We start from the raw sequence: 23,171 nt of genomic DNA, 5'->3' as shown, positions 1-23,171 counted from the left end.
ACTGTGCGCGTTGATGCAGGATTGGAGTCGATTCAGTGAAGAAAATCATGGACGGTTGTTTCGCATCACATCCGCCATTGGACACCCTGCTTGCTCGAGCTCGGAGACGATGCGTGTATAGTCCGTCTCGTTTCGATTCTGGCTCAGCTTGAACGCCGCCTGCATCTCCGAAATGTCGATACGGAACCCGACGACGCCATATTTCTGTCGCTGCACCGGCTCAGACAGTTCCTCCCAGACGACGGCGTGCTCGCGGTCCCCTTCATGGTCTTGAAGCAGTCCGGCCAAATCTTCCTCGAGTTGGTCCGCATTTAAAATGGTCGCCTGTCCGTATGCATGGACGGCCTGATAGTTCCACGTCGATACGTCCTCATGTCCGTACCACGACGCCGACACATAGGCGTCCGGGCCTTGGACAATCAAGAGGACGGTCTGGTCTTCAATCGCTTGCCATTGCGGATTATTTTTGGCGATGTGTGTCGTGAACCAGACACGGCCCTCTTCCTCATGGAAACGGAGCGGCACGTGCGTCGCGATCGGCTTCTGTCCGTCATGCGTGACGACGGTGCCGAACGGATGGGCCTTCAGAAATGTGTGGACTTCTTTCGGATTGTTTACGGCGTATAGTTTCGGGACGTACATCAAATTCCTCCTGTCTTGTTCGTTGTTCAACTGACTGGCCCTCCCGTATAATTCACGCCAACTAGGGTAAAGAGTAGATGACGCGATTTTACTGAGGAGGGATTTCATGAAAACAACTATTAAAGCATTCGTGTTCGATGTATACGGGACCTTGTTCGATGTTCATTCCGTCAAGACGGCGTGTGACGAACAGTTCCCCGGGAAAGGTGACCAAATCAGCCAGGCGTGGCGGACGAAACAGCTCGACTACTTCTTTACCCGCCACATCATGGGGCGCTATGAGGACTTCTCTGTCGTCACGCGTGACGCCTTGCGATATGCCCTGTCGGCGGCCGAAGTGACATGGACGCCCGAGACCGAGGACGCATTGATTGCGACATATGCGGAGCTGTCGCCGTACAAAGAAGTCGAGGACGTGTTGAAGCAGCTGCAACCTAAACAGACCGTCGTTCTTTCGAACGGGACGGACGCGATGCTCGAGAAACTCATCCAAAACGCCGGGTTCACCGACCTGTTCGATGAACTCGTCAGCATCGACGGTATCAAACAAGCCAAGCCGTCACCGGCCGCCTACATGCATTGGTTCAAGAACAGCGGGTTGAAGCGGGACGAGGTGCTGTTCCTGTCCTCGAACGGATGGGACATCGCCGGTGCGAAGAACTTCGGGTTCCACACGGCTTGGATCAACCGCGACGGCAAACCAATCGACATGCCCGACCTGGCCCCTGACGCCGTCTACGAGGACTTGTCAGGCATACTGGAATGGGTCACGGACGAAGCGGCTTGGCCATAATCAAATCGACTTGAGCGTCGTCACCCATATAAAACGTATGCGCCCCGGTCTGGACGAAGCCATGTTTTCGATAAAAGGCGAGCGCCTTATGGTTGTGCTCCCAGACGCCGAGCCAGATTTCACGCTTATTCAGCTCGTTCGCGCATGTGATGGCCTGGTCGTACAGCGCCTTGCCGACACCGCTTCCTTGGAAGGCGCGTCGCACATAAATCCGTTCGAGTTCGAACGCCTCCTCGCCCATGGCCTCGGTCTGGGCGTTGTTGGCGTTCACTTTTAAGTAACCAGCCACTTCCCCATCGAGCGTGGCGAAGAAGAACTGTGAGTCTGGATTCGAAAGCTCCTCTTTGAGTTGCGCTACGTTGTACGCCCGCTCGAGATACGCCGCCAGATGCGCCGGGTCATTCTCGGCTTCGAACGTCTCCGTGAACGTCTCGATGCTGATAGTGCGAAGTGCTTCGACGTCTTCGATTGTGCAAGCTTTGATGGTGATCATGTTCGTTCCCCCTAGTAGTCTCGTTTCTTCCCTTTCTTCACGGCATCCCAGTCCCCTTCGATATTGTGGCGGACCCGCTTCAACAGCCGGAGCAGCTGCTCGGCTTCCTGGTCGCTCAGCCCGGCGAGCGCGACGTACTTATTCTTGATTTACTTGTGCACTTGTGAATATTGAATAATTGAATTTTCTAAAAATGGGAGGAAGGCAAAAAATACTAACTTAAGAAATTGTAAGATTGCTTAAATCGATCAGGATTTGAAACTAGGTTTTTTTTCGAACTATAATATGATTTATTTTAATAGAAATATGATTTAATTATATGTGTACACCTGAATAGCTCAACACCTTATATTTTCATTTTTTAGGCTATTATAAAATTGTAGTTTTTGCATAAACATTGATAGGGGGTTGCTATGTGACAACAGGTAATGAGCTTACGCCAATTCAAAAAATAGCAGCTGAATGTATTAAACGATGGGGAGAAGATCAAAAAACCATTCACTTTAGCAATAAATTAGGGAGATTTGTAAGTCAGTTAGATTCAGAACCTGATTTAGGTCCCATTTTTCTAAAACTCGTAGAAAATTATAATTACTATTCATTAGAAAAAGTACAGGAATACCTCAAAATAATTTATAAAGAAATTATTGATGATTTAAAACTAAATCCACAAGATACCATATACTCTAGAATCGAAGACGATTCGAAAATTGATAGTTCAAATCTATTCTTAGAGGAATTTAAAATACTTAACAATGTATCTAATCATTTTAGTCACGATATAGGAAAACTTTCTTTGCATAGTTTTGATAGGATAGATCATTTAGTATTTATTGATGATTTTATAGGATCAGGTAATACAATAATAAAATTCTTCAAAAAAAATAAAGATAAACTTCTTAAAGTTAAATGCTATATTTTCTGTATAGAAGCACTGGAAGAAGGATTATCAGATTTAGATACTTTCTTTAAAAGTTATAATTTCGCATGTACCATATTTTGTAAAAATATACGTAAAAAAGCATTTGCCTCAAACTATATTTTTGAAACCGACAACAGCACATTTGAAGAATTACTAAAGGCGTTTGAAATAACGTTATGGGGACATTCCAATGATAATATTTTAGGCTATAAAAATAGTCAGGCCCTCCTATCTTTTTTCCGAAACACGCCTAACAATACTTTGAGTTCATTTTGGTTTGATAATGGTAATTGGACTGGATTATTTCCAAGAGACAATAGAAAACCATTATTCTTGACCCCACGAAAAAATCCCGTTAAGAAAAAAGGAATGAGGAAGAACAAACTGAATTATAACTTAGGTAAAGCGGTGCAACAAAATGAAAAAAAATGAATTTGAAGAAAACGTTGATTACAAGGTCCTTTTGACCTTACTCTATTTAAAAGAATTTAAAGATGCTTACCTTCTCTCTGAAATCAAAGAATTATGCAACTTTTCTACAAATCAATTAGAAGATCACCTAAATAAAATGGTGGCAAAAAATTTATTAAATAAATCTGTGAATAAACTTTCTCTATCTGATCAATCATTGTCTCTACTTAGAATGAAAGGATTGGAAAATATTACAATATCAGATTTAGTTTATCAAGAAATAGTTACTTTAAGGTTTATTAAGGAACCTTTATCTTTTTCTGATATTTATATTCCTAGTAACTTTAAACTCTGATTGAATTATTATATGTTTTCTAGAATTGAACAGCGAGTCGCTGTTCGTGAATTAACGTTACTTAGTAGCTGTCACTGCACAATTTTTCCTGAAAAATTGTGCTGTAACAACAAAGAAGTTCACTTTGTTGTTCATCACCGTGAATTATCGAGGTCGAGAATTCACGGTGATGGATCAGTTAATTAAACAAATCTAGTAGAAAACATGGAGATAAATAATGGATATAAAGTCTTTAGCGGCAGAAATGATGAAAAAAAATTATGATAAAGAGTACATCGATTTATGCATTTCTTATGCAATAAATCTCGAGAAAAATGGTATGCCTATTATTTTTGATTCAATCCATTTAGCTAAACTTATTGGTATTGAAACAAAGGAACTATACTCTTATTATGAGTTTGCACCACGATTATATAAAGTCGCAGTTGTTCCTAAAAAATCGGGAGAAAAAAGATTTTTAGATCTTCCATCTGAAAATTTGAAATATATTCAAAAATGGATACTCGAAAATATTCTGTATAAAATTAAAGTTTCCGATTATGCTACAGGTTTTGTTCCTCAGAAATCAATAGTTGATAATGCTAAGCCTCATATCGATAAAGAATGTGTAGTAAATTTGGATCTTCAAGACTTTTTTCCTAATATTAAATATATATGGGTTTATAATCTTTTTTACAATATCGGGTATACTAAGCACCTTTCAATGATATTTGCAGGGATTTGTACCTTGGAAAACAAATTACCTCAAGGAGCACCATCAAGCCCATATATTTCAAATTTAATCTGCCACGGTTTAGACACAAGGTTATCTGATTTGGCTATTCATATAGGTGCCCAATACACTAGATACGCAGATGATATAACTTTCTCTGGTAATAAAGAAATCGCTAAATACATTTCATTAATAAAACGGATTATCAAAGAAGAACATTTTATCGTAAATGAGAGAAAAGTTAGGGTACAATTTAAACACCATCAACAAATTGTGACTGGACTAGTTGTAAATACAAAATTAAGTGTTCCTAAAAAAACTAAAAAATATCTAAGGCAACAAATTCATTATGCAAAAAAATATGGAGTTAATGACAGTCTAATTCAACAAGGAATTAACAAATCAAATTATATCGACCATTTATATGGACTAGCTTACTTTATTAAAATGGTCGAAGAAAAGTGTGGAAGTGAATTCATCGAAGACCTTGACACATTAGACTGGGAAAGTTAATTAAAAATCAAATTAACTTTTTATTGTTCAAGGAGGTTTTATGGCACACCGCATCTACACGACGAGCTTTGCGAGCGTCTATCCGCTTTACGTCGCGAAAGCCGAACGGAAAGGCCGGACGAAAGACGAAGTCGATACGATTATCCGCTGGTTGACGGGCTACGACGAGGTCAAATTCGAACAGCAAATCACTAATGAAGTCGATTTTGATACGTTCTTCGCAGAGGCACCCAAGATGAACGAGGACCGCGCCTTGATCAAAGGTGTCGTCTGTGGCGTCCGCGTCGAGAACGTCGAGGAGCCGCTCATGCGCGAAATCCGTTACTTGGACAAACTCGTCGATGAACTCGCCAAAGGCAAGGCGATGGCGAAAATCTTACGGGGAGGCGATGTCTGATGGATTATACGACGCTCGTCGACGACAAGCGGCTCGACGCCTTCATCCGTTTGATTGACGTCATCGATGCGAACTTACCGGCCGGGTTCGAGAAGACGACCGACGGGAACGGCATCCATTATGTCGTCCCGCTATCGGCGTATCCGTCCGGGTATCACGTCACGCCGGGCACCCCGCTCCCGTTCTTGAGCGTCATCGCCCAGAAGAACCATGTCGCCGTGTATCATATGGGCGTCTATAGCGACCCGGAACTGCTCCGCTGGTTCGAGGAGTCATACGCCGCCCAAGTGCCGACGAAGCTCGACATGGGCAAGAGCTGTATCCGCTTCAAAAACGTGAAGCATATCCCATATGAGTTGATGGGTGAACTCGTCTCGAAGATGACACCAGAACAATGGATTACGGCTTACGAATCACGCTAAAAAAGGCAGGTCGAATTGTTTCGACCTGCCTTTCGTCTGTCAGACGATAAATTTATTTGTCATTTGACGCATCTCGTCTGCCATGTTCGACAGTTCTTGGGCCGAGGCCGTGATCTCTTCCATCGACGCCATCTGTTCTTCCGTCGCCGCCGAGGTGTTCTCGGTTTCGGTCGCGGTCGTCTCGGTGATGCCTTGGATCTCGTTCACGGACGTCAAAATCTCGGTTGCCCCGGCTGCCATCTCTTGAACGGCGCCCGACACTTCCTCGACTTTTTGTCCGACCTCTTCGATCGCCCGCTTGATATCCTCGAATGCGTCGCCCGCTTGTTGTACGTTCGTGACGCTATGGCCCATCTCGCTCTCGACGATGTGCATCGTTTGGACGGCTTGTTTCGTCTCCGTCTGCGTATCCCCAATCAAACCGGAGATGCGTTTCGTCGCGACGGCCGACTCTTCGGCAAGTTTCCGCACTTCTGAGGCGACGACAGCGAAGCCGCGTCCGTGGTCGCCGGCCCGCGCCGCTTCGATGGCCGCGTTCAGTGCGAGCAAGTTCGTCTGTTCGGCGATACCGGAAATCGTGCCGGTGATGCTGCCGATTTCTTGCGAGCGGACGTCGAGCTGACCGATGACCGTCTGTAACGCCTTCACTTTTTCGTTCATCGCCTCGAGTTGGGACTCGAGCGTCTCAATCAATTCATTGCCGGTCCCGACTTTTTGGAGTGCCCCGTCTGACAGTTCGGTCATATGTTGGGCGCTATTCGAGACGTGATGAATCCCGTTCGTCAGTTCGGTCAATGTGCTGTTCGATTCCTTCACCCGCGTCAATTGACGGAGCGATCCCGACGCAATCTCTTCCATCGTGACGGCGACCATCTCCGTCGCTTTCGTTGTCTCTTCGACGTTCGATTTCAAATCGTCCGATGACGTGGCGACCCGTCCCGCCGTCGACGTGACGTTACTAATCAAGTCACGCAAGTTGTCTTTCATCTGATTGAACGACACGACGAGCGACCCGATCTCGTCACGTGACGTGTAGGTGCTGTCGACCGTCAAGTCTCCTTCACCGGCTCGGCTCATGAGTCCATTCAACTCACGAACCGGTCGCACGATGAGACGCGTAATGTAGATTCCGAGCCCGATTGAGACGAGCGCCCCGATGGCGACAAGCACCCAGAAGACGAGCACCGACTGGGCACGATTTTCCTGCATCGTCTGACTGGCCGTCTCGGCTTCTTGATTGATTCCATCCATGACGACCGTGGCTGTTTCGACGAGGTTCTGACGGACCGGTCGCAAGTCACTCATATAGATGCGGTACGCCGCCGTGTTCTCATTCCGAAGCACTGGCTGAAGCACGAGCTCGGTCCCTTCGAGGTAGGCTACAATCTCGGCATTCAAGTCGTCGACTCGACCTTGCATCTCGGCGTCCGTCGAGGCGAACGTCTCGTTGAACAGCTCGAGGTTCGTCCCGATGCTATCGCGCCGTTCCTCAATACTTGTCTCGAGCTCCTCATTTCGAGACGCATCCGTCGTCAGCATCAATTCGAGCAAATACCCGTCCAAGGCACGGTTGTCCGTCCGAATCTGACCGAGCGCCCGAATCGGAAGCAACCGCTCTTCATATAGTTCTTCCCCCGCGTCGGCCATCCGTCCCATTAGGACATGACTGAGCGCCGCGATGATGACGAGCGTTGCAATGAACACGGTGATGAGCACCGTAAATTTTTTAGACATATTTAAATTCTTCATGATCATCCCTCCTATCTGCTTTATCGTAGGAAAGCAGGTTCACGTGAAGCGTGATCGCACATGCGTTGACCTAAGTTTCCATTTTCAGCGCCGTTACCTGCTCATCAGCACATTCGGCACCCATTTGTAAGCTGGCTCACCTTCATTTGAACGAAAAATGCGCTACGATAAATAAAAGAATGATCGATACGAAAGGAATGATTCCCGTGCCACGCTGGCTCAAACTCAGTCTCATGCTCGCCGTGTTCGGGAGCATCTTCTATATCACGCACTTCCATTATGAGCTTCGCCCGTCTGACGTCCGTGACGTCGTCTTGTCGTTCGGCTGGTGGGGTCCGGTCGTCTTCTTCCTCATCTATGCGATTGGCCCAATCATCTTCTTGCCGACGTCGGTATTGTCACTTGGGGCCGGTCTCGCCTTCGGGGTGTGGCCTGGCGTCCTCTATATCTTGTTCGGGGCGACGGCGGCGGCCGTGACCGGGTACGTCATGGCCCGACTGTTCGGCCGTTCGGTGCTCAAGGTCGAGAGCTATCCGTGGTCGGAGAAGCTGTTCACGCAGATGGAGCAACGTGGTTTTCTATACGTGTTTGTTTTGCGGCTCATCCCGCTCGTCAGCTTCGATTTACTCAGTTACGCCGGCGGGATTGCCAAAGTCAAATTCAAGTCGTTTATCCTGGCGACCGTGCTCGGCATGATTCCCGGGACACTCGCTTACAGTTTTCTCGGTGCGAGTCTCGCCTCGGGAAGCATCACCTTGGTCGTCATCGCCGCCCTCGTCTTCGTCACGTTGATCGGCGTCACCTACTATTTCCGGGAACCCGTCAAACGGTGGCTCGGGCTCACGTCAGACTAGAGAAGCGCAATCGCTTCTCTTTTTTTTATGTTGGCGTGTAAAAACGATAAACATTCGGGCCAATCGGACGATAAATGAGTAGCTATATCGACCTATTATCAGGAGGAATCTGAATGAGTTCTGAAAAACGCAATCAATTGATGCTCGTCACCACGTTCGTTATCGTCCTTACGTCTGTCACCGTCCATCTGCTCCACCGCTTCACGGATTTTGCCTATACGTACACCGTGCTCCGAAACGGTGCCGTCGGTTACGCATATCCCATCGCGACATGGGTCCTGTTCGCCGTTCCGATTGTGCTATTGATCGCCATGGTCGTCAGCCAACGTGTGAAACCACAGCTGTTCCCGCACTTGATGATGCTCACGCTCACGTTTTCGAGCATCTCGACCGTCGCCGGTGGACAAGGGCTCGTCGAGTATCACTTCTCGATTTTCGTCGTCTTGGCGATTCTGTCGTTCATGCGCCGCATAGATTTAATCATCTATAGCACCGTCATCTTCGCCGTGCAGCATCTAGCCGGATACTTCTTGGTCCCCGAGATCATCTGTGGGACGGCCGACTATCCGTTCAGCTTGTTGCTCGTTCATGCGGTCTACCTCATCTTACTGAGCGCCGTGCTCATCGCGCAGATCCACTTCCGTAACCTTGAGTCGTCGCGTGTCAAAGCACAAGAAGATGAGACGCGCCGTCTGTTACAGCAGGCCGTCACCGATGCGAGTCAACTCGTCATGACATTGAAGACACATGCGACCGAGCTCGAGACGGCCGCCAACCAGTCGCTCGATTCTGGAGAACAAATCGCCGTCACCGTCGATCCGATTGTCGCCCACGCGACCGAGCAAGAGACGTCGATGAACCATGGGGCCGATGAGATTCAATCGATTCGCTCCCTCACGGCTCTCATCCAAGAACGGATGGCCCAGACGGCTGCCGCCTCGTCACGCATCGCGTCCGATGCCATCGCTGGGAACAGTGACATGCAACGGATGGAGACGAAAGTCGAAGAAATCATCAGCGAGTCGGAGCGGCTCGAACGTGTCGTTGCGACGATGTCGAACCGATCAACCGAGATTCAAGCCATCCTACAACACGTCGAGACAATCAGTGACCAAACGAACATGCTCGCCTTGAACGCCTCGATTGAAGCCGCACGGGCGGGTGACGCCGGTCGTGGTTTCGCCGTCGTCGCTTCTGAGGTCGGCAAGCTCGCCGTCCAGTCCAGAGATTATGCAGCCGAGATGACACGCGTCCTCGGCGGACTGATGGATGACACGATCGTCGTCCGCGATTCGGCACAGTTGTTCAAACGTGCGACCGAGAACTGTCAAATCGTCTCGGCCGACGTGACAGCGGTCTTCCACCGCTTGACCGAGGACGTTTCCGAGATCGATGGTCAAATCAGTTCGATTCAAGAGACGCGTCAACGCGTGACATCGCAGATGGAGACACTCGAGACGCGCCTCGCGACGACAAAACGAGCGGCGAGCGAACTGCAGCAACAGATTCAACACGTCGCCGCCGCGACCGAGGAACAAGTCGCCATCCAAAAAGAGTTGAGCCACATGTCGGACCGCCTCGCCTCGACCGCGAGCACGTTAGAAGACGTGACCGGTCAGCTCGAAGCCCGAGCGAACTAAAAAAAAGACCGCGAATTTCGAATTCGCGATCTGTTTTTATGAATGGCTAAAGAAAGAGATTTTTGCAGTCGACCGAATGATGAGTACCGATACGAGCATGAGGATGGCTGCGATTCTAAAGCCCATATCCCCGATGACATTGAATTCATATCTCAGCCCGAACAATAATCCTAATCCGAGGACAACGCCGATTAAGAACATCATGTTTTTCATGTAATCGATCCTTCCTATGTACATCTATGATTATCCATTTATTGTTAGTATACCGGATGGGGATGACGTGTGCACAAATATGTGAAGACAAATCACTAATACTCATCAAAAAACGTCACGTTCTCGATGTTCGAAAACGTGACGTCACTATCGTTTATAACGTTGATACGAGCTTTTGAAGCGCCTCTTTGAGCGGCGTCACCGGACGACCGAGCAATAGCTCGAAATCATTCGACTCGACTTCGAGCGAGCCGTTGCGGATACTGTCTTGAATCCCGACGACGATTGGAATCGCTCCTTCGGGCACCCCGGCGCCGCGCATGACGCCAGCATAAGCGTCAGTACTCACTTCTTGGAGCGTCACTTCACGGCCAAGCACTTCACTGAGCGCCTCGACGAGTTCGGCTTGCGTATGGAGCGGACCTGACAATTCAAAGATGTCTTGCTCGAAATCGTCTGCCATCAGGACGTTCGCGATCGCTTCAGCGTAATCGTCTTGTAGCGCCCAACCGACCTTCCCATCACGGGCAGCCGTCACCCAAGGTGCACCGGCGAGCACGCCTTGGATGCTGCCGAGTTCGTTTTCTAAGTACCAGTTGTTGCGCAAAAACGCATGCGGGATCCCCGTCCGTTCGATTGCGCCTTCCGTCTCGACGTGTGGCGGTGCCATGAGGTTTTGGCTCTCTGTCGCATCGGCGAGACTCGTATAGGCGATGAACGATACTCCTGCGCGCTCGGCCGCCTCGACGGCATTCGCATGTTGACGGATGCGCGTGTCGTTGTCGCCGTCCGCTGAGATGATGAGCAGTCGTTCGACACCTTTAAACGCTTCATCGAGCGTCTCCGGTTTGTCGAAGTCGCCGTGTCGCACATCGACACCTTTCGCTTTCAGTGCTTCTGCTTTTTCAGGGTTGCGGACACTGACTGCGAGTTCACTTGCGGGTATCGACTTGAGTAACACATCGACAATTTTCGAACCGAGTTTTCCGGTCGCACCTGTGACTAAGTATTTCATGAATCATTTCCTCCCTTTAACCTGTAATTGAATCAGTTACATGTAACCATCATAGTTACAGCATCTTCGTTTGTCAATTGTTTGTTCCCTGTTATACTGAAGATGTAACCAATTCACTTACACGACTGTGCAGAAAGGTGGTAGCCTATGTCCATCAGTAGCCGTTTCGCGGTCGGCATTCATATCTTGACGTTGATCGAGGTCAATCAGGACGGCGTCACCTCGTCTGACTTTTTGGCCGGCAGCGTCAACACGAACCCGGCCCTAATCCGAAAAATCATGGCCATGTTGAAGAAGGCCGACTTGATTGAAGTGAAGCCTGGCGTCGCCGGAGCCAAACTGACGAAAGACTTGACCGAGATTTCGCTCTATGACGTCTATCGCGCCGTCAGTGTCGTCGAGGAGAACGAGCTGTTCAGCATCCACGATAACCCGAACCCGGCGTGTCCCGTCGGCCAACATATCCAAGCGACAATCGAGCCGATCTTTATCCACGCCCAATCGGCGATGGAATCGGTGTTGAAGCATGTGACCCTCGCCGATGTCGTGAACGATGTCGCAACGAAAAGCCAAGCAACCTGAAGAGAGGTTGCTTGGCTTTTTTTAGATGAGTCGATACTTTTTGAAACTGTTCGCAAGCCCGTCTTGATCACACGCGTCCGTCACGTCGTCGGCGACGCGCTTGACCTCGGGCTTGGCGTTGCCCATGGCGACACCGACCTTGACATATTCGAGCATCTCGATGTCATTCAACCCGTCCCCGTAGGCGAACGTCTGCGCTCGCTCGAGACCTAGATGTTCGAGCAGCGTCGCAATCGCCGTCGCTTTGTTTACGCCCGGGATGGACAGCTCCCCACTGTTGGCCCCGAATACGGCGACCGTGCTCGGGATGACGGTGAAGCGAGATGCGAACTCTTGTTGGATGACGTCGAGCGGGACGGATGAGCCGAGGAACGAGATTTTGTTCACATCGGGACGGACGAGGTCGACCCCTTCCATCATCGCGTCATGAAACGGCTTTAAACCGCGCTCGATTGTCGCGCTTGCCTCCGGATTGTTCGCCATCAACTCGTCAATCATCGTCGCCACCCGTGCCTTGGCGTTGCCGCCGGCGAACAGACCGTCGTTCGACTCGAGATAGAAGTCGATGCCGTGTTCCGTGAAGAAGGAGATGAGGTGACTCAAATCATCGACGGAGACTTGTTGATGATACAGCACTTCCTCCTCGAGCTCGATGTAGCCCCCGGCTGCCCCGATGATGCCGTCAAAGCCGACGTCGAGAATATCCGAGAACAGCTCGGCCTTCGAGCGCCCGGTCGATAAGAAGACGAGATGGCCGTTCTGTCGCGCCTCCCGGACGGCCTCTTTGGCCGATTCCGGGATGTTGCCGTGGTCATCGACGAGCGTGCCGTCGACGTCTAAAAAGATGATGTGTTGCATAATATCCTCCTTTTTGTCCTGAAAACAAGAAAAACCTAAACCAGACGCAACATGTGCGCCCAGTTTAGGTTTTGCCTGATGATTCAGTAACAATCCTGATGTATACGATTTTCCCCTCAAGCATACCGCTCGCGCATTTCCTTTGTCAAAGCTGTCGTTGTTGCCGCACGTCGGCCCGTGGCGACAGCCCGAACAACCGGGCATACTCGCGGCTGAACTGCGATTGACTCTCGTAGCCGACTTGGAACGCCGCCTCGCCCACGTCCGTCGCCTGCATGAGCAACAGCCGTCTCGCCTCTTGGAGCCGTAACTGCTTTTGGAACTGGAGCGGGCTCATCGCCGTGACTTCCTTGAAATGACGGTGGAGCGTCGAGACGCTCATATTGGCGACGCGGGCCAACTCTTCACTCCGAATCGTCTCGTTGAAGTTCGCGATGATGTGGTCGATGACGCGCTTGATCCGGAACGCCTGACTCCCCTCGAACGCCAACTGCCGCAGCATCTCCCCGTTCGACCCTTGCGCCACCCAATACAGGAGTTCGCGCTTATAGAGCGGTGCGAGTGCCACATGATCCGGTGTGTCGACGAGACGGGCGAGGCGGAGCGCGACATCGAACAACGCCTCGTCGGCATCGGCGATATACATGCCCCGCCTCACGTCACGCGGTTCGGTCAGCTCGACGTGCCCGACGGCATCGATCAAGTCGTCAATCGTCAACTCGAGTTTCAGCGCCACGTATGGGACGTCTGCGCTCGCTTTCGTCACTTGGCCCGTCACAGGCAAGTCGACCGAGGCGACGAGGTAATGCCCGCCTTCGTAGACGAGCCGCTCGTCGCCGAACAACATCTCTTTCCCACCCTGCAGGATTAGGCAAAATGACGGTTCATTGACGCGAGTGATTGGCTCGGTCACCATCGATTCATGGATGAACGTCATCGCCGGGACGATCGTCGGATGCACCCCGTCCCCCGGTATGTGTCGTGTGATGACGTCAATCAGTTGCAGTCGTGTCTCGATGTCGTTCACCCTCCCTCTGGATTCTCCCCTTCAGTATACGGTAGATCATTTTATTGGACGAGACCTATCCAACCTGTTGAGAGGATTAGGCAAAAACACGACATGAACGCGCTAACGCTCGCCCCACATCTCGCGTCATACTGGTGGCAAAGGAGGGGGAATCGACATGGAAAAGACGTATCACGTGACGGTCGAACGCGGCTTCGCGACATTGCTCACCCGTTGTGCGTATTTCGCACTTGCCCATAACGTGGCGATTCGGCTCGATTCATTCCGACTCGAACCGACGCCGGAGGCACTTGTCGAGGCGCTAGCGCTTCCGATCGGCACCTATACCGAATTACGATTGACCGTCAACGACGACAGCGCCGTGGATGAGTTCGAACGATTCCTCTCCACGTATCAACTTTGAAGGAGGCATTTTCATGGAATACGTAAAACTTGGCAATACGGGACTCGATGTCTCAAGGCTCTGTCTTGGTTGTATGGGCTTTGGCGACGCGAACCGATGGATTCACGACTGGGTACTCGATGAGGCGGCGACTCGCCCAATCATCAAACAAGCACTCGACCTCGGTATCAACTTTTTTGACACGGCGAACATCTACTCGAAAGGCACGAGCGAGGAATACGTCGGACGTGCGCTTCGGGATTATGCGAACCGGGACGAAATCGTACTCGCAACAAAAGTTCACGGTCGAATGCACGACGGTCCGAACGGCGGCGGCTTGTCGAGGAAGGCGATTCTGTCGGAAATCGACCATAGCTTGAAACGGCTCGGCACCGATTACGTCGATCTGTATATCATCCACCGCTGGGACTATGACACACCGATCGAAGAGACGATGGAGGCGCTCCATGACGTCGTCAAATCCGGGAAGGCCCGCTATATCGGTGCATCGGCGATGTACGCCTGGCAGTTCCAAAAAGCGCTCCACGTGGCGGAACGGAACAACTGGACCCGGTTCGTGTCGATGCAAAATCACTTGAACTTGATTTATCGGGAAGAAGAACGTGAAATGTTGCCGCTTTGTCGGGAAGAGAAAATTGGGGTCACACCGTACAGTCCGCTCGCCTCAGGACGTCTGACCCGCGACCTATCGACCGTGACCCACCGCTCCGAGACGGACGTGATTCAACGTTCGAAGTATGACGCGACGATGGACGCCGACCGGCTCATCATCGAGCGGGTCGCCGCCATCGCTGAGACGCGGGGGATCACTCGTACCCAAGTCGCCCTCGCCTGGCTCCTTCAAAAAGACACGGTCACGTCTCCAATCATTGGCGCCACGAAGGCACATCATTTGGACGAAGCCGCCCGTGCATTGACCGTCACGCTAACGGCGGACGAGATTGCTTCACTCGAAGAACCGTACGTGCCGCATGCGGTCGTCGGTGCGTTATGATCAATATCACTTTGATTTTTTCCGAGCTAACAATATGCGAAAATAAGTTCTTTCGACCTTAAAAGTTTATCCTTCTTCAAAATTGGTTAACACTTTACTAAAGACCTGATACGAGGAGGAATTAGACTTATGTCTGATCACAAACAAAACGGTAAGTATGACCACATCATTGACCAAGTTGCAGCCAAGGCGAAAGAAATAACTGGGAAAATGAATGATGACAAATCGACTCATCAACGCAACGACGGCCATTCCGACTCTTTAGCGGACAAAGTCAAAGGCGTTCTGAATCAATTCCAAAAGCCTAAAAAGTGAGGAATCGGGACTGGAACAAAGCGATCCGTTTTCAAGAGCACTAATTATGGACAGACGAGACCACCTTGAGCGAATCGCTAAGGAGACGCGCTAACCTCTCAAGTGAATCACATCTCGAATGTAGATGAACCGGTCGTCTAGCAAACAAACTAAACCGAGGCGCTCGCCTCGGTTTTTTCTTATGTATACTGGAGGAAAATGCTTTAGGAGGACTCATGGAATATTCCACACTTGAATTAACCGAAGCGAAACGTCAAATCGATTCAATCCTCCACAAACTGACCGAGACGGTGAAGACGCTTGAGGCAAAAGAAGAGCCTGCTCGGTACAAATCACAACTGACGCTCGCCAAACGTCGCATTCAGGCGTTGACGATTGCCGTCGACTTGATTGAGGAACAACTCGCTACCGACACATGACAACAGCGGCCAATCATTCGGCCGCTGTTGTTTGTTGTTCGGCTTCTTCTGCCGCTTTCGCTTCCTCTTCTTCTTGTTCTAGCTCTTCGATCAATCGCTTCATCTCGGCGATTTCTCGTTCTTGCGCTTTGATGATCTCTTCTGACAACTGTTTCACGCGCGGGTCTTCGATTTCCGCTCGTTCGCTCGTCAAAATGGCGATCGAGTGGTGCGGAATCATCGCTCGCATCCAACTGACGTCATCGACCGTCGTCTGGCTCCGGACGAGCCATAACGACAAGCCGAAGACGAGCGCACTCACGCCTAAGATGACGGCGTTCAGCTTCTTGTTCTTGTACATGCCCCACATGAACAGCAGCATGACGAACGCCATGACCGAGCCCATGATGAGCGCCATGTACAGACGCGTCTGACTGAAGAAGATGTGATCGAGTTGGAACACGTTCAAATACATGAGCCAATACATGAGGAACGTCGACACAAAAATCATCACTCCGAATTTCGCATAAGGTTTCATTGTTCTCTCCTGCCTTTCTATTTATTTGCTTCTACGTATTCCTTTGCCTATTCTTTTTTCGTTAAAACCCTATGGTCCATCTCGTCGAGCGAGCGTTCCTACCATTTCACTTCTTTTTCACAAGCAGGGGCTATACTGTCAAAATGGACTTTGCCGACAAAGGAGACATCAAGACGTGTTAAAAAACCTGCAAGACCTGTTGACAGAGCTGAAACAGCTTGTGACATGGACGTATTTAGACAATCCTGCCGAAACGATGATTGAAGGCATTTCCTTCTCCTCCAAAGAAATTAAACAAAATTTTTTATTCATCTGTATATCAGGGTATCGACATGACGGTCATGACTACGTGAACGAGGCAATCCACAACGGGGCCGTCGCCATCATCGCCGAACGTCCGATCGAGGCCCGGGTGCCTGTCATCTACTGTAAAGATACGAAACATGCATTAGCTGAACTCGCCAGTGCGTTCTATGACCATCCATCGACGCAACTTCGTCTTCATGGCGTCACCGGGACGAACGGAAAAACGACGACGACCGCCCTGGCACATCAACTGTTCGACCAACTCGGCATATCCGCCGGCTTGATCGGCACACTCGGTATCACCTATTCCGGTCAGACGTTCGAGACACCGAACACGACACCCGATTCGCTAACCATCCACCGCCACCTCCACACCATGGTCGAGGCCGGCGTGACGGATTGTCTGATCGAGGTCTCGTCACAAGCCATTGCGGAGGGACGTATCGCGAACTTGTCATTCGAGACGACCTCGTTTCTCAATCTGTCTCACGACCATTTGGACTACCATGGCACGATGGAGACGTATGCGTACACGAAAGCCCAATTGTTCGCGCAATTATCGGATGTGGGTTGTGGCATCGTCAATGGTGACGATCCGCATCACGAGGTCATGCAGTCCGTCGCACCACCTCACGCGAGGCGGTTCATGTTTAGTCGTTCTTCGTCTACAGCCGAGTTATTCAGTCAGACAGAAGATGACCATTTTGCGATTCGTATGGACGGAAACACGACGTTGTCTGCACTCCCGTTCCAAGAAGACTATAACCTCGACAACACGTTGTGTGCGATCAGTATCATTCTTCAAACCGGTGTTTCATTAAAAGAGATTGTCCCCCACCTCTCGAACTTGAGCTTGCCGAGCGGGCGACTCGAGAAAGTGACGGGCATCACGACACCCATCTATATCGACTACGGACACACCCCGGATGCCATAAAAAAAGTCGTGACGTCGCTAACGGCCCGTCATTCTCGCGTGCTCGTGTTGCTCAGCGCCGCCGGTGAGCGAGACCGGATGAAACGTCGGATGATGACCGGCGTGGTCGCCGCTTCAGGTGCCGACTTCATCTTGACGGTCCACGACCCGCGCCATGAAGATCCCCAGCAAATCCTCGACGATTTAGCGGATGGACAGTCTGCCGAACTCGCCCGTTTCGATGAGCGTGAAGAAGCCATCCGTTTCTTCTGTGAGCGGATGGTAGACTATGACTGTGGCGTCCTGTTCGGGAAAGGACATGACCGCGTCGAACGCATCGAAGACGTCCTCGTGCCGTTCGACGAATCGGAGCTTGTCCGACAGTTCTTTACAAGGAGAACGTAGCACGACTCTCGAAATTGGTAGGAACGATGGACGAAAACAAAAGGAGGACAACAGATGAACATCTTGATTGTCGATGACGAAGTGAAAATGAGACGGCTCCTCCGCTTATTCCTCGAAGGGGACGGTTACACTTGCATCGAGGCCGCGGACGGACGAGAAGCCATGGAACTGCTTTCCGCACGTCCGGACTTGGTCATGTTAGATATCATGATGCCCGGTGTCGACGGGATCACGTTGTGTCGCCAAATCAAAGCGCTCGACGCCGAACTACCCGTCGTCTTATTGACGGCCCGCTCGGATAGCGAGACGACAATCCGCGGATTGGACGCCGGGGCTGACGACTATGTCACGAAACCGTTCGAAGGCAACGTGTTGTTGGCCCGGATTCGTGCGGTGTTACGACGGAGCCGCGTCACGAATGTGAATTATGGACAATTGCGCTACGAGGAAGCGAGTGGGCGCATCCTGTATCAAGAGCAAGAAGTCGTCATGACGCCAAAAGCGACGGCCATCTTAAAGTTGTTTCTGCAACATCCGAACCGGTTGTACAACCGGATGGATTTATATGACCTGGTATGGCCTTATTCGTCCGAATCGGACCCACGCACGGTCGACGCCCATATCCGTATGATTCGCGACAAACTCGGCGAGGCCGGCTTCCCAATTGACGACTATTTGAAGACGGTGTGGGGACGCGGGTATCGCTGGAGCGAGGAGCGGTCGGACTCATGACGTTACGACGCAACAGCCTCCCGTTCCGAATCAGCTTGATTTTTTTGTTGACGACGTTATTGATTGAAGGTGTCTTGTTCTTATTGCTCTACCATACGCTCCTCGGTGAACGTGTTGTCGAAGAAATCGACCGGCTCGAATCGAGAGCGGAAAGCCATGCGAGCGTACTGGCGATGAGTTTTGATGAAGAGACGATTGGCCACGTCGCGACGATGGAGAGCGAGACCGATACGAAAGTCGCCATCACCGCTCCCGACCACTCGATTCTACAGACATCCAACCGCTTCCCCGACCCGCTCTCGGTGCTCGTCCAAACGGAAGCGGACCGAGGGGATGCCGATGTGACGACCATCCTCGAAGACGATTGGGAGAACGAACCGTATCTCGCGGTGCGGACCCCGATTGACGCCATGGAAGACGACACCCGCTTCGGATATGTGTATATGTTTCTCCCGACCGAGATCATTCACGAGATCAGCCATCGCCTCCAACTCCGATTTCTCTACATCACAGGGATCGCGCTCGTCATCACCGTTTTGACGTTCGTTTTGCTGAGCCGTTTGATTTCAAATCCGATTCAGCTGTTGCGCCGAGCCACCGAGAACGTACTGACGAATCCTGAAACGTTGACGCTTCCGACGACTCGAGAAGACGAGATCGGGGAACTTGCCCGCTCGATTGAAGCGATGTCGCTCGAACTCGTTCGTCTTCGTAAAGAACGCAATCAATTTTTATCCGACCTCGCCCATGAGATCAAGACGCCGCTCACGTATCTGCAAGGCTATGCCGAGATCGCGTCAAAACCACAAACACCAGGACCGTTAAAAGAACAGTCGATTCAAACGATTCTTGAGGAGAGCCAAGCGCTGACGGAACTCGTCGAAAATGCGTTCCAACTCGCCCAGTTGGATGAGAACACGTTCACGTTGCATCGCGAAACCGTGCCTGCAGGTGAGTTATGCGAAGACTTACGCAGAGTGCTCGATACGATGTTCCGGGTGACGCCGATCGCCTTCAAAACTCAGACCGATTGCGGCGCAACAGACGTCATCCTTCAGTTGGACCGAAGTCGAATCTTACAAGTGTTCCGTTCCATCGCCCACAATGCGATTGAACACAGCGAGGCACGCCACGTCCGATTTGATATGCAGCTTGCGGATGAGTCGCTTCATTTCACCATTCAAGATGACGGGAAAGGCATCCCACAAGAGGACCTGCCTTACATCTTCGATCGTCTGTATCGGGTCGAAAAATCACGTTCCCGTCGGACAGGAGGCAGTGGCCTCGGACTCGCCATCGCCCATCAAATCATTCGTCTGCATGACGGCACGTTGACCGTCGCCTCCGACCAATCTGGGACGACGTTTACCATCACGCTTCCACTCCACTAAAAATGGCCGGCCCCTGACTCAGGCGCCGACCATTTTTTCAGTTCATCTTCCCCGCTTTCAACAGTTGCGTCCATCCCTCGTCTTCGAAGACGTACACACTGTTGTCCGACGTCGCCAGCAACAATCGTTCCGCTTCCATCACGAGTTCAATCGGGACGTTGTCAGCGCTCATCGACGGCAAGTCGACGGACGTCTCCGTCTCGTCGGTCAAATCCGAGACCACAAGATCGAACGAGGTACCTGTTTTAGCGATATACGCCAGTCGTCCTTTTGCCGCGGTCATGGTGACGATATTCCCTTGATCATTGAACGGTTCGAACGTATCTCCCCCGTCGTCTGAAACGAGGATGCCATCCGGTCCATAGACGAAGACACGTTTCGCTTCGCTCGCATCGGCCGTGATACCGGCGATGCCACGACCTTCGATCCCGTCCATTTTCATCGACTCAAACGAGACACCGCCGTCGAGCGAACGATAAAAACCTGGTGCGAGCTCTTTTGTCGCTTGTTCTAAATACACGTAAAGGCTCTCGGATTCGAAGCCCGCACTCATATAGTGAAAATCGGCCTCGCCCTCTAGCGAACGAATTTCGAGCGTCTCGCCTTTCTCGGTTCCACGGACGACGCCGAGCGGATTCTTATACGGCGAATCCTGCGCCGGGTGACCGCTCGCGTAAAAGCCATCCGCGACGAGCTCAAAGCCCATATAGTCATGCCGGTTCGACGACAACTCGTACCAGCCGTCTTCCCTGAATTCCATCAGTCCCGTATGCGTCGCGATGACCGGGCGTCCGTCTTGCCAAAAACCGGCACCGTGAATATGGGAGACTTCGGTGCCTGCTGCTGTCGCTTCCCAGCGGTCTGTCGTCTGTTCCGTTGTCGATTTCTCTTTCTCAACAACCGGTGCAGTGGTCTGATCCTCTGTCGGACCCGCACCGCACGAGGCAAGTAATACGGTCGTCACGAACATCGGTACGAATAGCTTTCGTTTCATTCTAGTTCCCTCCATCTTTAGCATCCTACTCATTATAGAGACTAAAGATGAAAGAATTGTTAAAGCTTGAGCGTCCGGGCATTGAGCGCGACGATGACCGTACTGAGGCTCATGAGCACCGCACCGACGGCCGGGGACAAGATGAGGCCGAGCGGTGCCAACACGCCCGCTGCGAGCGGGATGGCGACGATGTTATAGCCGGCGGCCCACCACAGATTCTGAATCATCTTGTTGTACGTGTTGCGAGACAAGTCGAGAATCGATAGCACGTCTTTCGGGTTGCTCCGGACAAGGACGATATCGGCCGTCTCGACAGCGACGTCGGTCCCGCTCCCGATGGCGATCCCGACATCCGCTTGGGCCAAGGCCGGTGCGTCGTTGATGCCGTCCCCGACCATCGCCACTTTGCTGCCATCGGCTTGGACGGTTTGGACTTGCCGTGATTTATCATCCGGTAGCACTTCTGCGTACACTTCATCGATGTGAAGTTGCGACGCGACCCAAGCAGCCACTTTTCGATTATCTCCGGTGAGCATGATCGAGCGCACACCGCGCTCTCTCAACGCTCGGACCGTCTCTTTCGCTTCATCGCGAACCATGTCCGCCAAGGCGATCATGCCGACCAACTCTCCGTCGCGAAGCGCGAAGACGACGGTCTTGCCGGCGGCGGACAACTGATCGAACGCCGCTTCATCGATCGAGAGCTCGTGCTCGCGAATAAAACGAGGACTGACGACTTGAACGTGTGCCCCATTCACGCGACCTTCTAGACCGACGCCGGTGATGGAGTCGAAATCGACGACCTCAGGTAACGTCAAACCTCGCTCTTCCGCTTCGCGAAGAATCCCTCGTGCGAGCGGATGTTGCGACGCCGTCTCGACGGCGGCAGCCAGACGCAACACTTCATCGTTCGTATACGAGGATGCGGCTTCAATGTCCGTCACCCCGAAATCGCCTTGCGTCAGCGTGCCCGTCTTATCGAAGATGACCGCATCGAGATGACGTGCCTCTTCGAACTGGGTCCGGTTTCGAATCAATAGCCCTCGCTTCGCGGAAAGTGCCGTCGAGACCGCCACGACGAGCGGAGATGCGAGACCGAGCGCGTGCGGACACGAGATGACCATGACGGTGACCATTCGCTCGATGGCCATACTGACCGGGTAACCGAGAGCGAGCCAAATGACGAACGTCAGCACACCCGCCCCGACGGCGATATAGAACAACAGCTTGGCGGCCCGATTGGCCAAATTTTGCGTTTTCGATTTGGATTCCTGCGCTTCTTTGACCAAGTCGATGACTTTCGACAAGTATGTGCTCTCCCCCGTGCTCGTCGTTGCGATCGTCATACTGCCCTCCTGGTTGATCGACCCGGCGATGACGACATCTCCCGTTTCTTTCTCGACAGGCATCGATTCACCCGTCAGCATCGACTCATCGACCGTCGTCCGTCCTTTCAGCAACTCCCCGTCGACAGGGATCTGCTCGCCCGGCTTGACGAGAATCAAATCCCCCGCAGCGAGCGCCGAGACGGGAACGTCTTCGATGTCACTCCCGTTGATGCGGTGCGCCACACTCGGCAAGAGTCGAACGAGCTGTTGCAACGCGTTCGAGGCGCCCATGATGGAACGCATCTCAATCCAATGCCCGAGCAACATGATCACGATCAACGTCGCCAACTCCCAAAAGAAGTCATGTCCATGCCCATACCCGAACACGATAGCGACACTATAGAAGTACGCGACGCTGATGGCCAGTCCAATCAGCATCATCATCCCCGGGTTTCGTTGACGCAATTCGTCGATGCTCCCTTTCAAAAACGGCCACCCTCCATAGACGTACACGATCGTCGCCAACACGAATAGCGTCTGCTTTTCATAAGTAAACGTAAGTTCGAAACCGGCCCACTCTTGAATCATGTCCGACAAGATGAGGATTGGAATCGTCAGTCCTAACGAGACGAAAAATCGACGCTTATACTCTTCAATCATCCCTTCATGTCCGCCGGCGTGCGAGTCATGCGCTTCTCCGTGTTCATGATGAGATGACGCGTGGTGTGAATGTTCCACGTTGACCACCTCCTATGTATACCATATACCCCTATGCAGTATATAAAAACTAAATTTCCCGTTTAACAAAAATTTCATAAGTTGTTGGTATAACTAAATAGGTTCTCGCTTTAACTAG

Annotated in this window: 26 protein-coding genes; 16 read left to right on the top strand and 10 right to left on the bottom strand. The window is 51.2% G+C overall.

What is annotated here, in order from left to right; all coding sequences use genetic code 11:
* Positions 1-45: 45 nt before the first annotated feature.
* On the bottom strand, positions 46-642 hold the full coding sequence (locus KNP86_RS08765; protein ID WP_214753786.1) for an FMN-binding negative transcriptional regulator: 597 nt from the start codon (positions 640-642) through the stop codon (positions 46-48).
* A 106-nt stretch (positions 643-748) separates the two neighbouring features.
* Here KNP86_RS08765 and KNP86_RS08760 point away from each other — a divergent pair, with 106 nt between their 5' ends.
* Positions 749-1,435 carry a haloacid dehalogenase type II gene (locus KNP86_RS08760; protein ID WP_214753784.1) on the top strand — a complete coding sequence of 229 codons (687 nt, stop codon included), beginning with the start codon at positions 749-751 and terminating at the stop codon, positions 1,433-1,435.
* Here KNP86_RS08760 and paiA read toward each other — a convergent pair.
* The gene (gene paiA, locus KNP86_RS08755) at positions 1,410-1,928 is read right to left on the bottom strand and encodes a spermidine/spermine N(1)-acetyltransferase (RefSeq protein ID WP_214753782.1); all 519 of its coding nucleotides are present in this window, start codon (positions 1,926-1,928) and stop codon (positions 1,410-1,412) included. The genes KNP86_RS08760 and paiA overlap by 26 nt on opposite strands.
* A 415-nt stretch (positions 1,929-2,343) precedes the next feature.
* Here paiA and KNP86_RS08750 point away from each other — a divergent pair, with 415 nt between their 5' ends.
* The 5 genes from KNP86_RS08750 (at position 2,344) to KNP86_RS08730 (ending at position 5,660) form a co-directional block, all read left to right on the top strand.
* The gene (locus KNP86_RS08750) at positions 2,344-3,282 is read left to right on the top strand and encodes a phosphoribosyltransferase-like protein (RefSeq protein ID WP_214753852.1); all 939 of its coding nucleotides are present in this window, start codon (positions 2,344-2,346) and stop codon (positions 3,280-3,282) included.
* Entirely contained in the window at positions 3,269-3,616 is a 348-nt protein-coding gene (locus tag KNP86_RS08745; RefSeq protein ID WP_214753780.1) for a hypothetical protein, read from the top strand. Before KNP86_RS08750 ends, KNP86_RS08745 begins: the two co-directional genes overlap by 14 nt.
* Before the next feature lie 217 nt (positions 3,617-3,833).
* Positions 3,834-4,841 carry a retron St85 family RNA-directed DNA polymerase gene (locus KNP86_RS08740; protein WP_214753778.1) on the top strand — a complete coding sequence of 336 codons (1,008 nt, stop codon included), beginning with the start codon at positions 3,834-3,836 and terminating at the stop codon, positions 4,839-4,841.
* Between the two features lie 40 nt (positions 4,842-4,881).
* A complete protein-coding gene (locus tag KNP86_RS08735; RefSeq protein ID WP_214753776.1) occupies positions 4,882-5,238 on the top strand; it encodes a DUF2200 domain-containing protein in 357 nt (118 codons plus the stop codon).
* Positions 5,238-5,660: a DUF1801 domain-containing protein gene (locus tag KNP86_RS08730; RefSeq protein WP_214753774.1), complete on the top strand. Its 423-nt coding sequence runs from the start codon at positions 5,238-5,240 to the stop codon at positions 5,658-5,660. The genes KNP86_RS08735 and KNP86_RS08730 overlap by 1 nt, the downstream gene beginning before the upstream one ends.
* 39 nt (positions 5,661-5,699) lie before the next feature.
* Here KNP86_RS08730 and KNP86_RS08725 read toward each other — a convergent pair whose 3' ends face one another.
* Complete coding sequence (locus KNP86_RS08725; protein WP_214753772.1) at positions 5,700-7,409, bottom strand: methyl-accepting chemotaxis protein; 1,710 nt, start codon at positions 7,407-7,409, stop codon at positions 5,700-5,702.
* 179 nt (positions 7,410-7,588) lie between these two features.
* Here KNP86_RS08725 and KNP86_RS08720 point away from each other — a divergent pair, with 179 nt between their 5' ends.
* Together KNP86_RS08720 and KNP86_RS08715 are read left to right on the top strand one after the other, a co-directional pair.
* Positions 7,589-8,263 carry a TVP38/TMEM64 family protein gene (locus tag KNP86_RS08720; protein ID WP_233004713.1) on the top strand — a complete coding sequence of 225 codons (675 nt, stop codon included), beginning with the start codon at positions 7,589-7,591 and terminating at the stop codon, positions 8,261-8,263.
* Between the two features lie 113 nt (positions 8,264-8,376).
* Positions 8,377-9,903 carry a methyl-accepting chemotaxis protein gene (locus KNP86_RS08715; protein ID WP_214753770.1) on the top strand — a complete coding sequence of 509 codons (1,527 nt, stop codon included), beginning with the start codon at positions 8,377-8,379 and terminating at the stop codon, positions 9,901-9,903.
* A 36-nt stretch (positions 9,904-9,939) separates the two neighbouring features.
* Here KNP86_RS08715 and KNP86_RS08710 read toward each other — a convergent pair whose 3' ends face one another.
* Both KNP86_RS08710 and KNP86_RS08705 read right to left on the bottom strand, forming a co-directional pair.
* Positions 9,940-10,116 (bottom strand): hypothetical protein, encoded by a 177-nt coding sequence (locus tag KNP86_RS08710; RefSeq protein WP_167491749.1) that lies wholly within the window; start codon positions 10,114-10,116, stop codon positions 9,940-9,942.
* 154 nt (positions 10,117-10,270) lie between these two features.
* Positions 10,271-11,131: an SDR family oxidoreductase gene (locus KNP86_RS08705; protein WP_214753768.1), complete on the bottom strand. Its 861-nt coding sequence runs from the start codon at positions 11,129-11,131 to the stop codon at positions 10,271-10,273.
* Between the two features lie 147 nt (positions 11,132-11,278).
* On the opposite strand from KNP86_RS08705, the gene KNP86_RS08700 reads away from it, so the two are divergent.
* Positions 11,279-11,713, top strand: a complete 435-nt coding sequence (locus KNP86_RS08700) for an Rrf2 family transcriptional regulator (RefSeq protein ID WP_058764740.1) — start codon at positions 11,279-11,281, stop codon at positions 11,711-11,713.
* A 21-nt stretch (positions 11,714-11,734) separates the two neighbouring features.
* Here KNP86_RS08700 and KNP86_RS08695 read toward each other — a convergent pair whose 3' ends face one another.
* Both KNP86_RS08695 and KNP86_RS08690 read right to left on the bottom strand, forming a co-directional pair.
* A complete protein-coding gene (locus KNP86_RS08695) occupies positions 11,735-12,571 on the bottom strand; it encodes a Cof-type HAD-IIB family hydrolase (protein ID WP_214753766.1) in 837 nt (278 codons plus the stop codon).
* A gap of 145 nt (positions 12,572-12,716) precedes the next feature.
* A complete protein-coding gene (locus KNP86_RS08690; protein WP_034779142.1) occupies positions 12,717-13,598 on the bottom strand; it encodes an AraC family transcriptional regulator in 882 nt (293 codons plus the stop codon).
* A gap of 157 nt (positions 13,599-13,755) precedes the next feature.
* Here KNP86_RS08690 and KNP86_RS08685 point away from each other — a divergent pair, with 157 nt between their 5' ends.
* The 4 genes from KNP86_RS08685 to KNP86_RS08670 all read left to right on the top strand — a co-directional run bounded on the left by KNP86_RS08685 (position 13,756) and on the right by KNP86_RS08670 (position 15,729).
* Positions 13,756-14,001 carry a hypothetical protein gene (locus KNP86_RS08685; RefSeq protein WP_214753764.1) on the top strand — a complete coding sequence of 82 codons (246 nt, stop codon included), beginning with the start codon at positions 13,756-13,758 and terminating at the stop codon, positions 13,999-14,001.
* 13 nt (positions 14,002-14,014) lie between these two features.
* Positions 14,015-14,995, top strand: coding sequence for an aldo/keto reductase (locus KNP86_RS08680; RefSeq protein ID WP_214753762.1), 981 nt, complete (start codon positions 14,015-14,017; stop codon positions 14,993-14,995).
* Between the two features lie 129 nt (positions 14,996-15,124).
* Entirely contained in the window at positions 15,125-15,310 is a 186-nt protein-coding gene (locus KNP86_RS08675) for a hypothetical protein (RefSeq protein ID WP_214753760.1), read from the top strand.
* 215 nt (positions 15,311-15,525) lie between these two features.
* Complete coding sequence (locus KNP86_RS08670) at positions 15,526-15,729, top strand: hypothetical protein (RefSeq protein ID WP_214753757.1); 204 nt, start codon at positions 15,526-15,528, stop codon at positions 15,727-15,729.
* 13 nt (positions 15,730-15,742) lie between these two features.
* Here KNP86_RS08670 and KNP86_RS08665 read toward each other — a convergent pair whose 3' ends face one another.
* Positions 15,743-16,246, bottom strand: a complete 504-nt coding sequence (locus KNP86_RS08665) for a DUF305 domain-containing protein (RefSeq protein WP_214753755.1) — start codon at positions 16,244-16,246, stop codon at positions 15,743-15,745.
* 175 nt (positions 16,247-16,421) lie between these two features.
* Here KNP86_RS08665 and KNP86_RS08660 point away from each other — a divergent pair, with 175 nt between their 5' ends.
* From KNP86_RS08660 to KNP86_RS08650, 3 genes are read left to right on the top strand one after another with little or no spacing between them, the layout of a single operon-like run.
* Positions 16,422-17,870 (top strand): UDP-N-acetylmuramoyl-L-alanyl-D-glutamate--2,6-diaminopimelate ligase, encoded by a 1,449-nt coding sequence (locus KNP86_RS08660; protein ID WP_214753754.1) that lies wholly within the window; start codon positions 16,422-16,424, stop codon positions 17,868-17,870.
* A gap of 54 nt (positions 17,871-17,924) precedes the next feature.
* Positions 17,925-18,602, top strand: a complete 678-nt coding sequence (locus KNP86_RS08655) for a response regulator transcription factor (protein WP_214753752.1) — start codon at positions 17,925-17,927, stop codon at positions 18,600-18,602.
* A complete protein-coding gene (locus tag KNP86_RS08650) occupies positions 18,599-19,993 on the top strand; it encodes a sensor histidine kinase (protein ID WP_214753750.1) in 1,395 nt (464 codons plus the stop codon). The genes KNP86_RS08655 and KNP86_RS08650 overlap by 4 nt, the downstream gene beginning before the upstream one ends.
* A gap of 37 nt (positions 19,994-20,030) precedes the next feature.
* Here KNP86_RS08650 and KNP86_RS08645 read toward each other — a convergent pair whose 3' ends face one another.
* On the bottom strand, positions 20,031-20,987 hold the full coding sequence (locus KNP86_RS08645; protein ID WP_214753748.1) for a F510_1955 family glycosylhydrolase: 957 nt from the start codon (positions 20,985-20,987) through the stop codon (positions 20,031-20,033).
* A gap of 59 nt (positions 20,988-21,046) precedes the next feature.
* Positions 21,047-22,903, bottom strand: a complete 1,857-nt coding sequence (locus KNP86_RS08640) for a heavy metal translocating P-type ATPase (RefSeq protein WP_483298410.1) — start codon at positions 22,901-22,903, stop codon at positions 21,047-21,049.
* Positions 22,904-23,171 lie beyond the last annotated feature (268 nt).

It is taken from the genome of Exiguobacterium sp. s16 (assembly GCF_018618115.1).
Lineage (GTDB): Bacteria > Bacillota > Bacilli > Exiguobacteriales > Exiguobacteriaceae > Exiguobacterium > Exiguobacterium mexicanum_A.
Note: the sequence above shows the minus strand (reverse complement) of the source record. Positions and strands in the feature narration are given on the sequence as shown.

Coding starts and splice junctions, on each gene's coding strand:
- KNP86_RS08715 (WP_214753770.1), top strand. CDS start 8,377: ATGAGTTCTGAAAAACGCAATCAATTGATGCTCGTCACCACGTTCGTT.
- KNP86_RS08700 (WP_058764740.1), top strand. CDS start 11,279: ATGTCCATCAGTAGCCGTTTCGCGGTCGGCATTCATATCTTGACGTTG.
- KNP86_RS08650 (WP_214753750.1), top strand. CDS start 18,599: ATGACGTTACGACGCAACAGCCTCCCGTTCCGAATCAGCTTGATTTTT.
- KNP86_RS08765 (WP_214753786.1), bottom strand. CDS start 642: ATGTACGTCCCGAAACTATACGCCGTAAACAATCCGAAAGAAGTCCAC.
- KNP86_RS08730 (WP_214753774.1), top strand. CDS start 5,238: ATGGATTATACGACGCTCGTCGACGACAAGCGGCTCGACGCCTTCATC.
- KNP86_RS08665 (WP_214753755.1), bottom strand. CDS start 16,246: ATGAAACCTTATGCGAAATTCGGAGTGATGATTTTTGTGTCGACGTTC.
- KNP86_RS08720 (WP_233004713.1), top strand. CDS start 7,589: ATGATCGATACGAAAGGAATGATTCCCGTGCCACGCTGGCTCAAACTC.
- KNP86_RS08705 (WP_214753768.1), bottom strand. CDS start 11,131: ATGAAATACTTAGTCACAGGTGCGACCGGAAAACTCGGTTCGAAAATT.
- KNP86_RS08655 (WP_214753752.1), top strand. CDS start 17,925: ATGAACATCTTGATTGTCGATGACGAAGTGAAAATGAGACGGCTCCTC.
- paiA (WP_214753782.1), bottom strand. CDS start 1,928: ATGATCACCATCAAAGCTTGCACAATCGAAGACGTCGAAGCACTTCGC.
- KNP86_RS08710 (WP_167491749.1), bottom strand. CDS start 10,116: ATGAAAAACATGATGTTCTTAATCGGCGTTGTCCTCGGATTAGGATTA.
- KNP86_RS08645 (WP_214753748.1), bottom strand. CDS start 20,987: ATGAAACGAAAGCTATTCGTACCGATGTTCGTGACGACCGTATTACTT.
- KNP86_RS08760 (WP_214753784.1), top strand. CDS start 749: ATGAAAACAACTATTAAAGCATTCGTGTTCGATGTATACGGGACCTTG.
- KNP86_RS08695 (WP_214753766.1), bottom strand. CDS start 12,571: ATGCAACACATCATCTTTTTAGACGTCGACGGCACGCTCGTCGATGAC.
- KNP86_RS08670 (WP_214753757.1), top strand. CDS start 15,526: ATGGAATATTCCACACTTGAATTAACCGAAGCGAAACGTCAAATCGAT.
- KNP86_RS08680 (WP_214753762.1), top strand. CDS start 14,015: ATGGAATACGTAAAACTTGGCAATACGGGACTCGATGTCTCAAGGCTC.
- KNP86_RS08640 (WP_483298410.1), bottom strand. CDS start 22,903: ATGATTCAAGAGTGGGCCGGTTTCGAACTTACGTTTACTTATGAAAAG.
- KNP86_RS08735 (WP_214753776.1), top strand. CDS start 4,882: ATGGCACACCGCATCTACACGACGAGCTTTGCGAGCGTCTATCCGCTT.
- KNP86_RS08685 (WP_214753764.1), top strand. CDS start 13,756: ATGGAAAAGACGTATCACGTGACGGTCGAACGCGGCTTCGCGACATTG.
- KNP86_RS08745 (WP_214753780.1), top strand. CDS start 3,269: ATGAAAAAAAATGAATTTGAAGAAAACGTTGATTACAAGGTCCTTTTG.
- KNP86_RS08740 (WP_214753778.1), top strand. CDS start 3,834: ATGGATATAAAGTCTTTAGCGGCAGAAATGATGAAAAAAAATTATGAT.
- KNP86_RS08725 (WP_214753772.1), bottom strand. CDS start 7,409: ATGAAGAATTTAAATATGTCTAAAAAATTTACGGTGCTCATCACCGTG.
- KNP86_RS08675 (WP_214753760.1), top strand. CDS start 15,125: ATGTCTGATCACAAACAAAACGGTAAGTATGACCACATCATTGACCAA.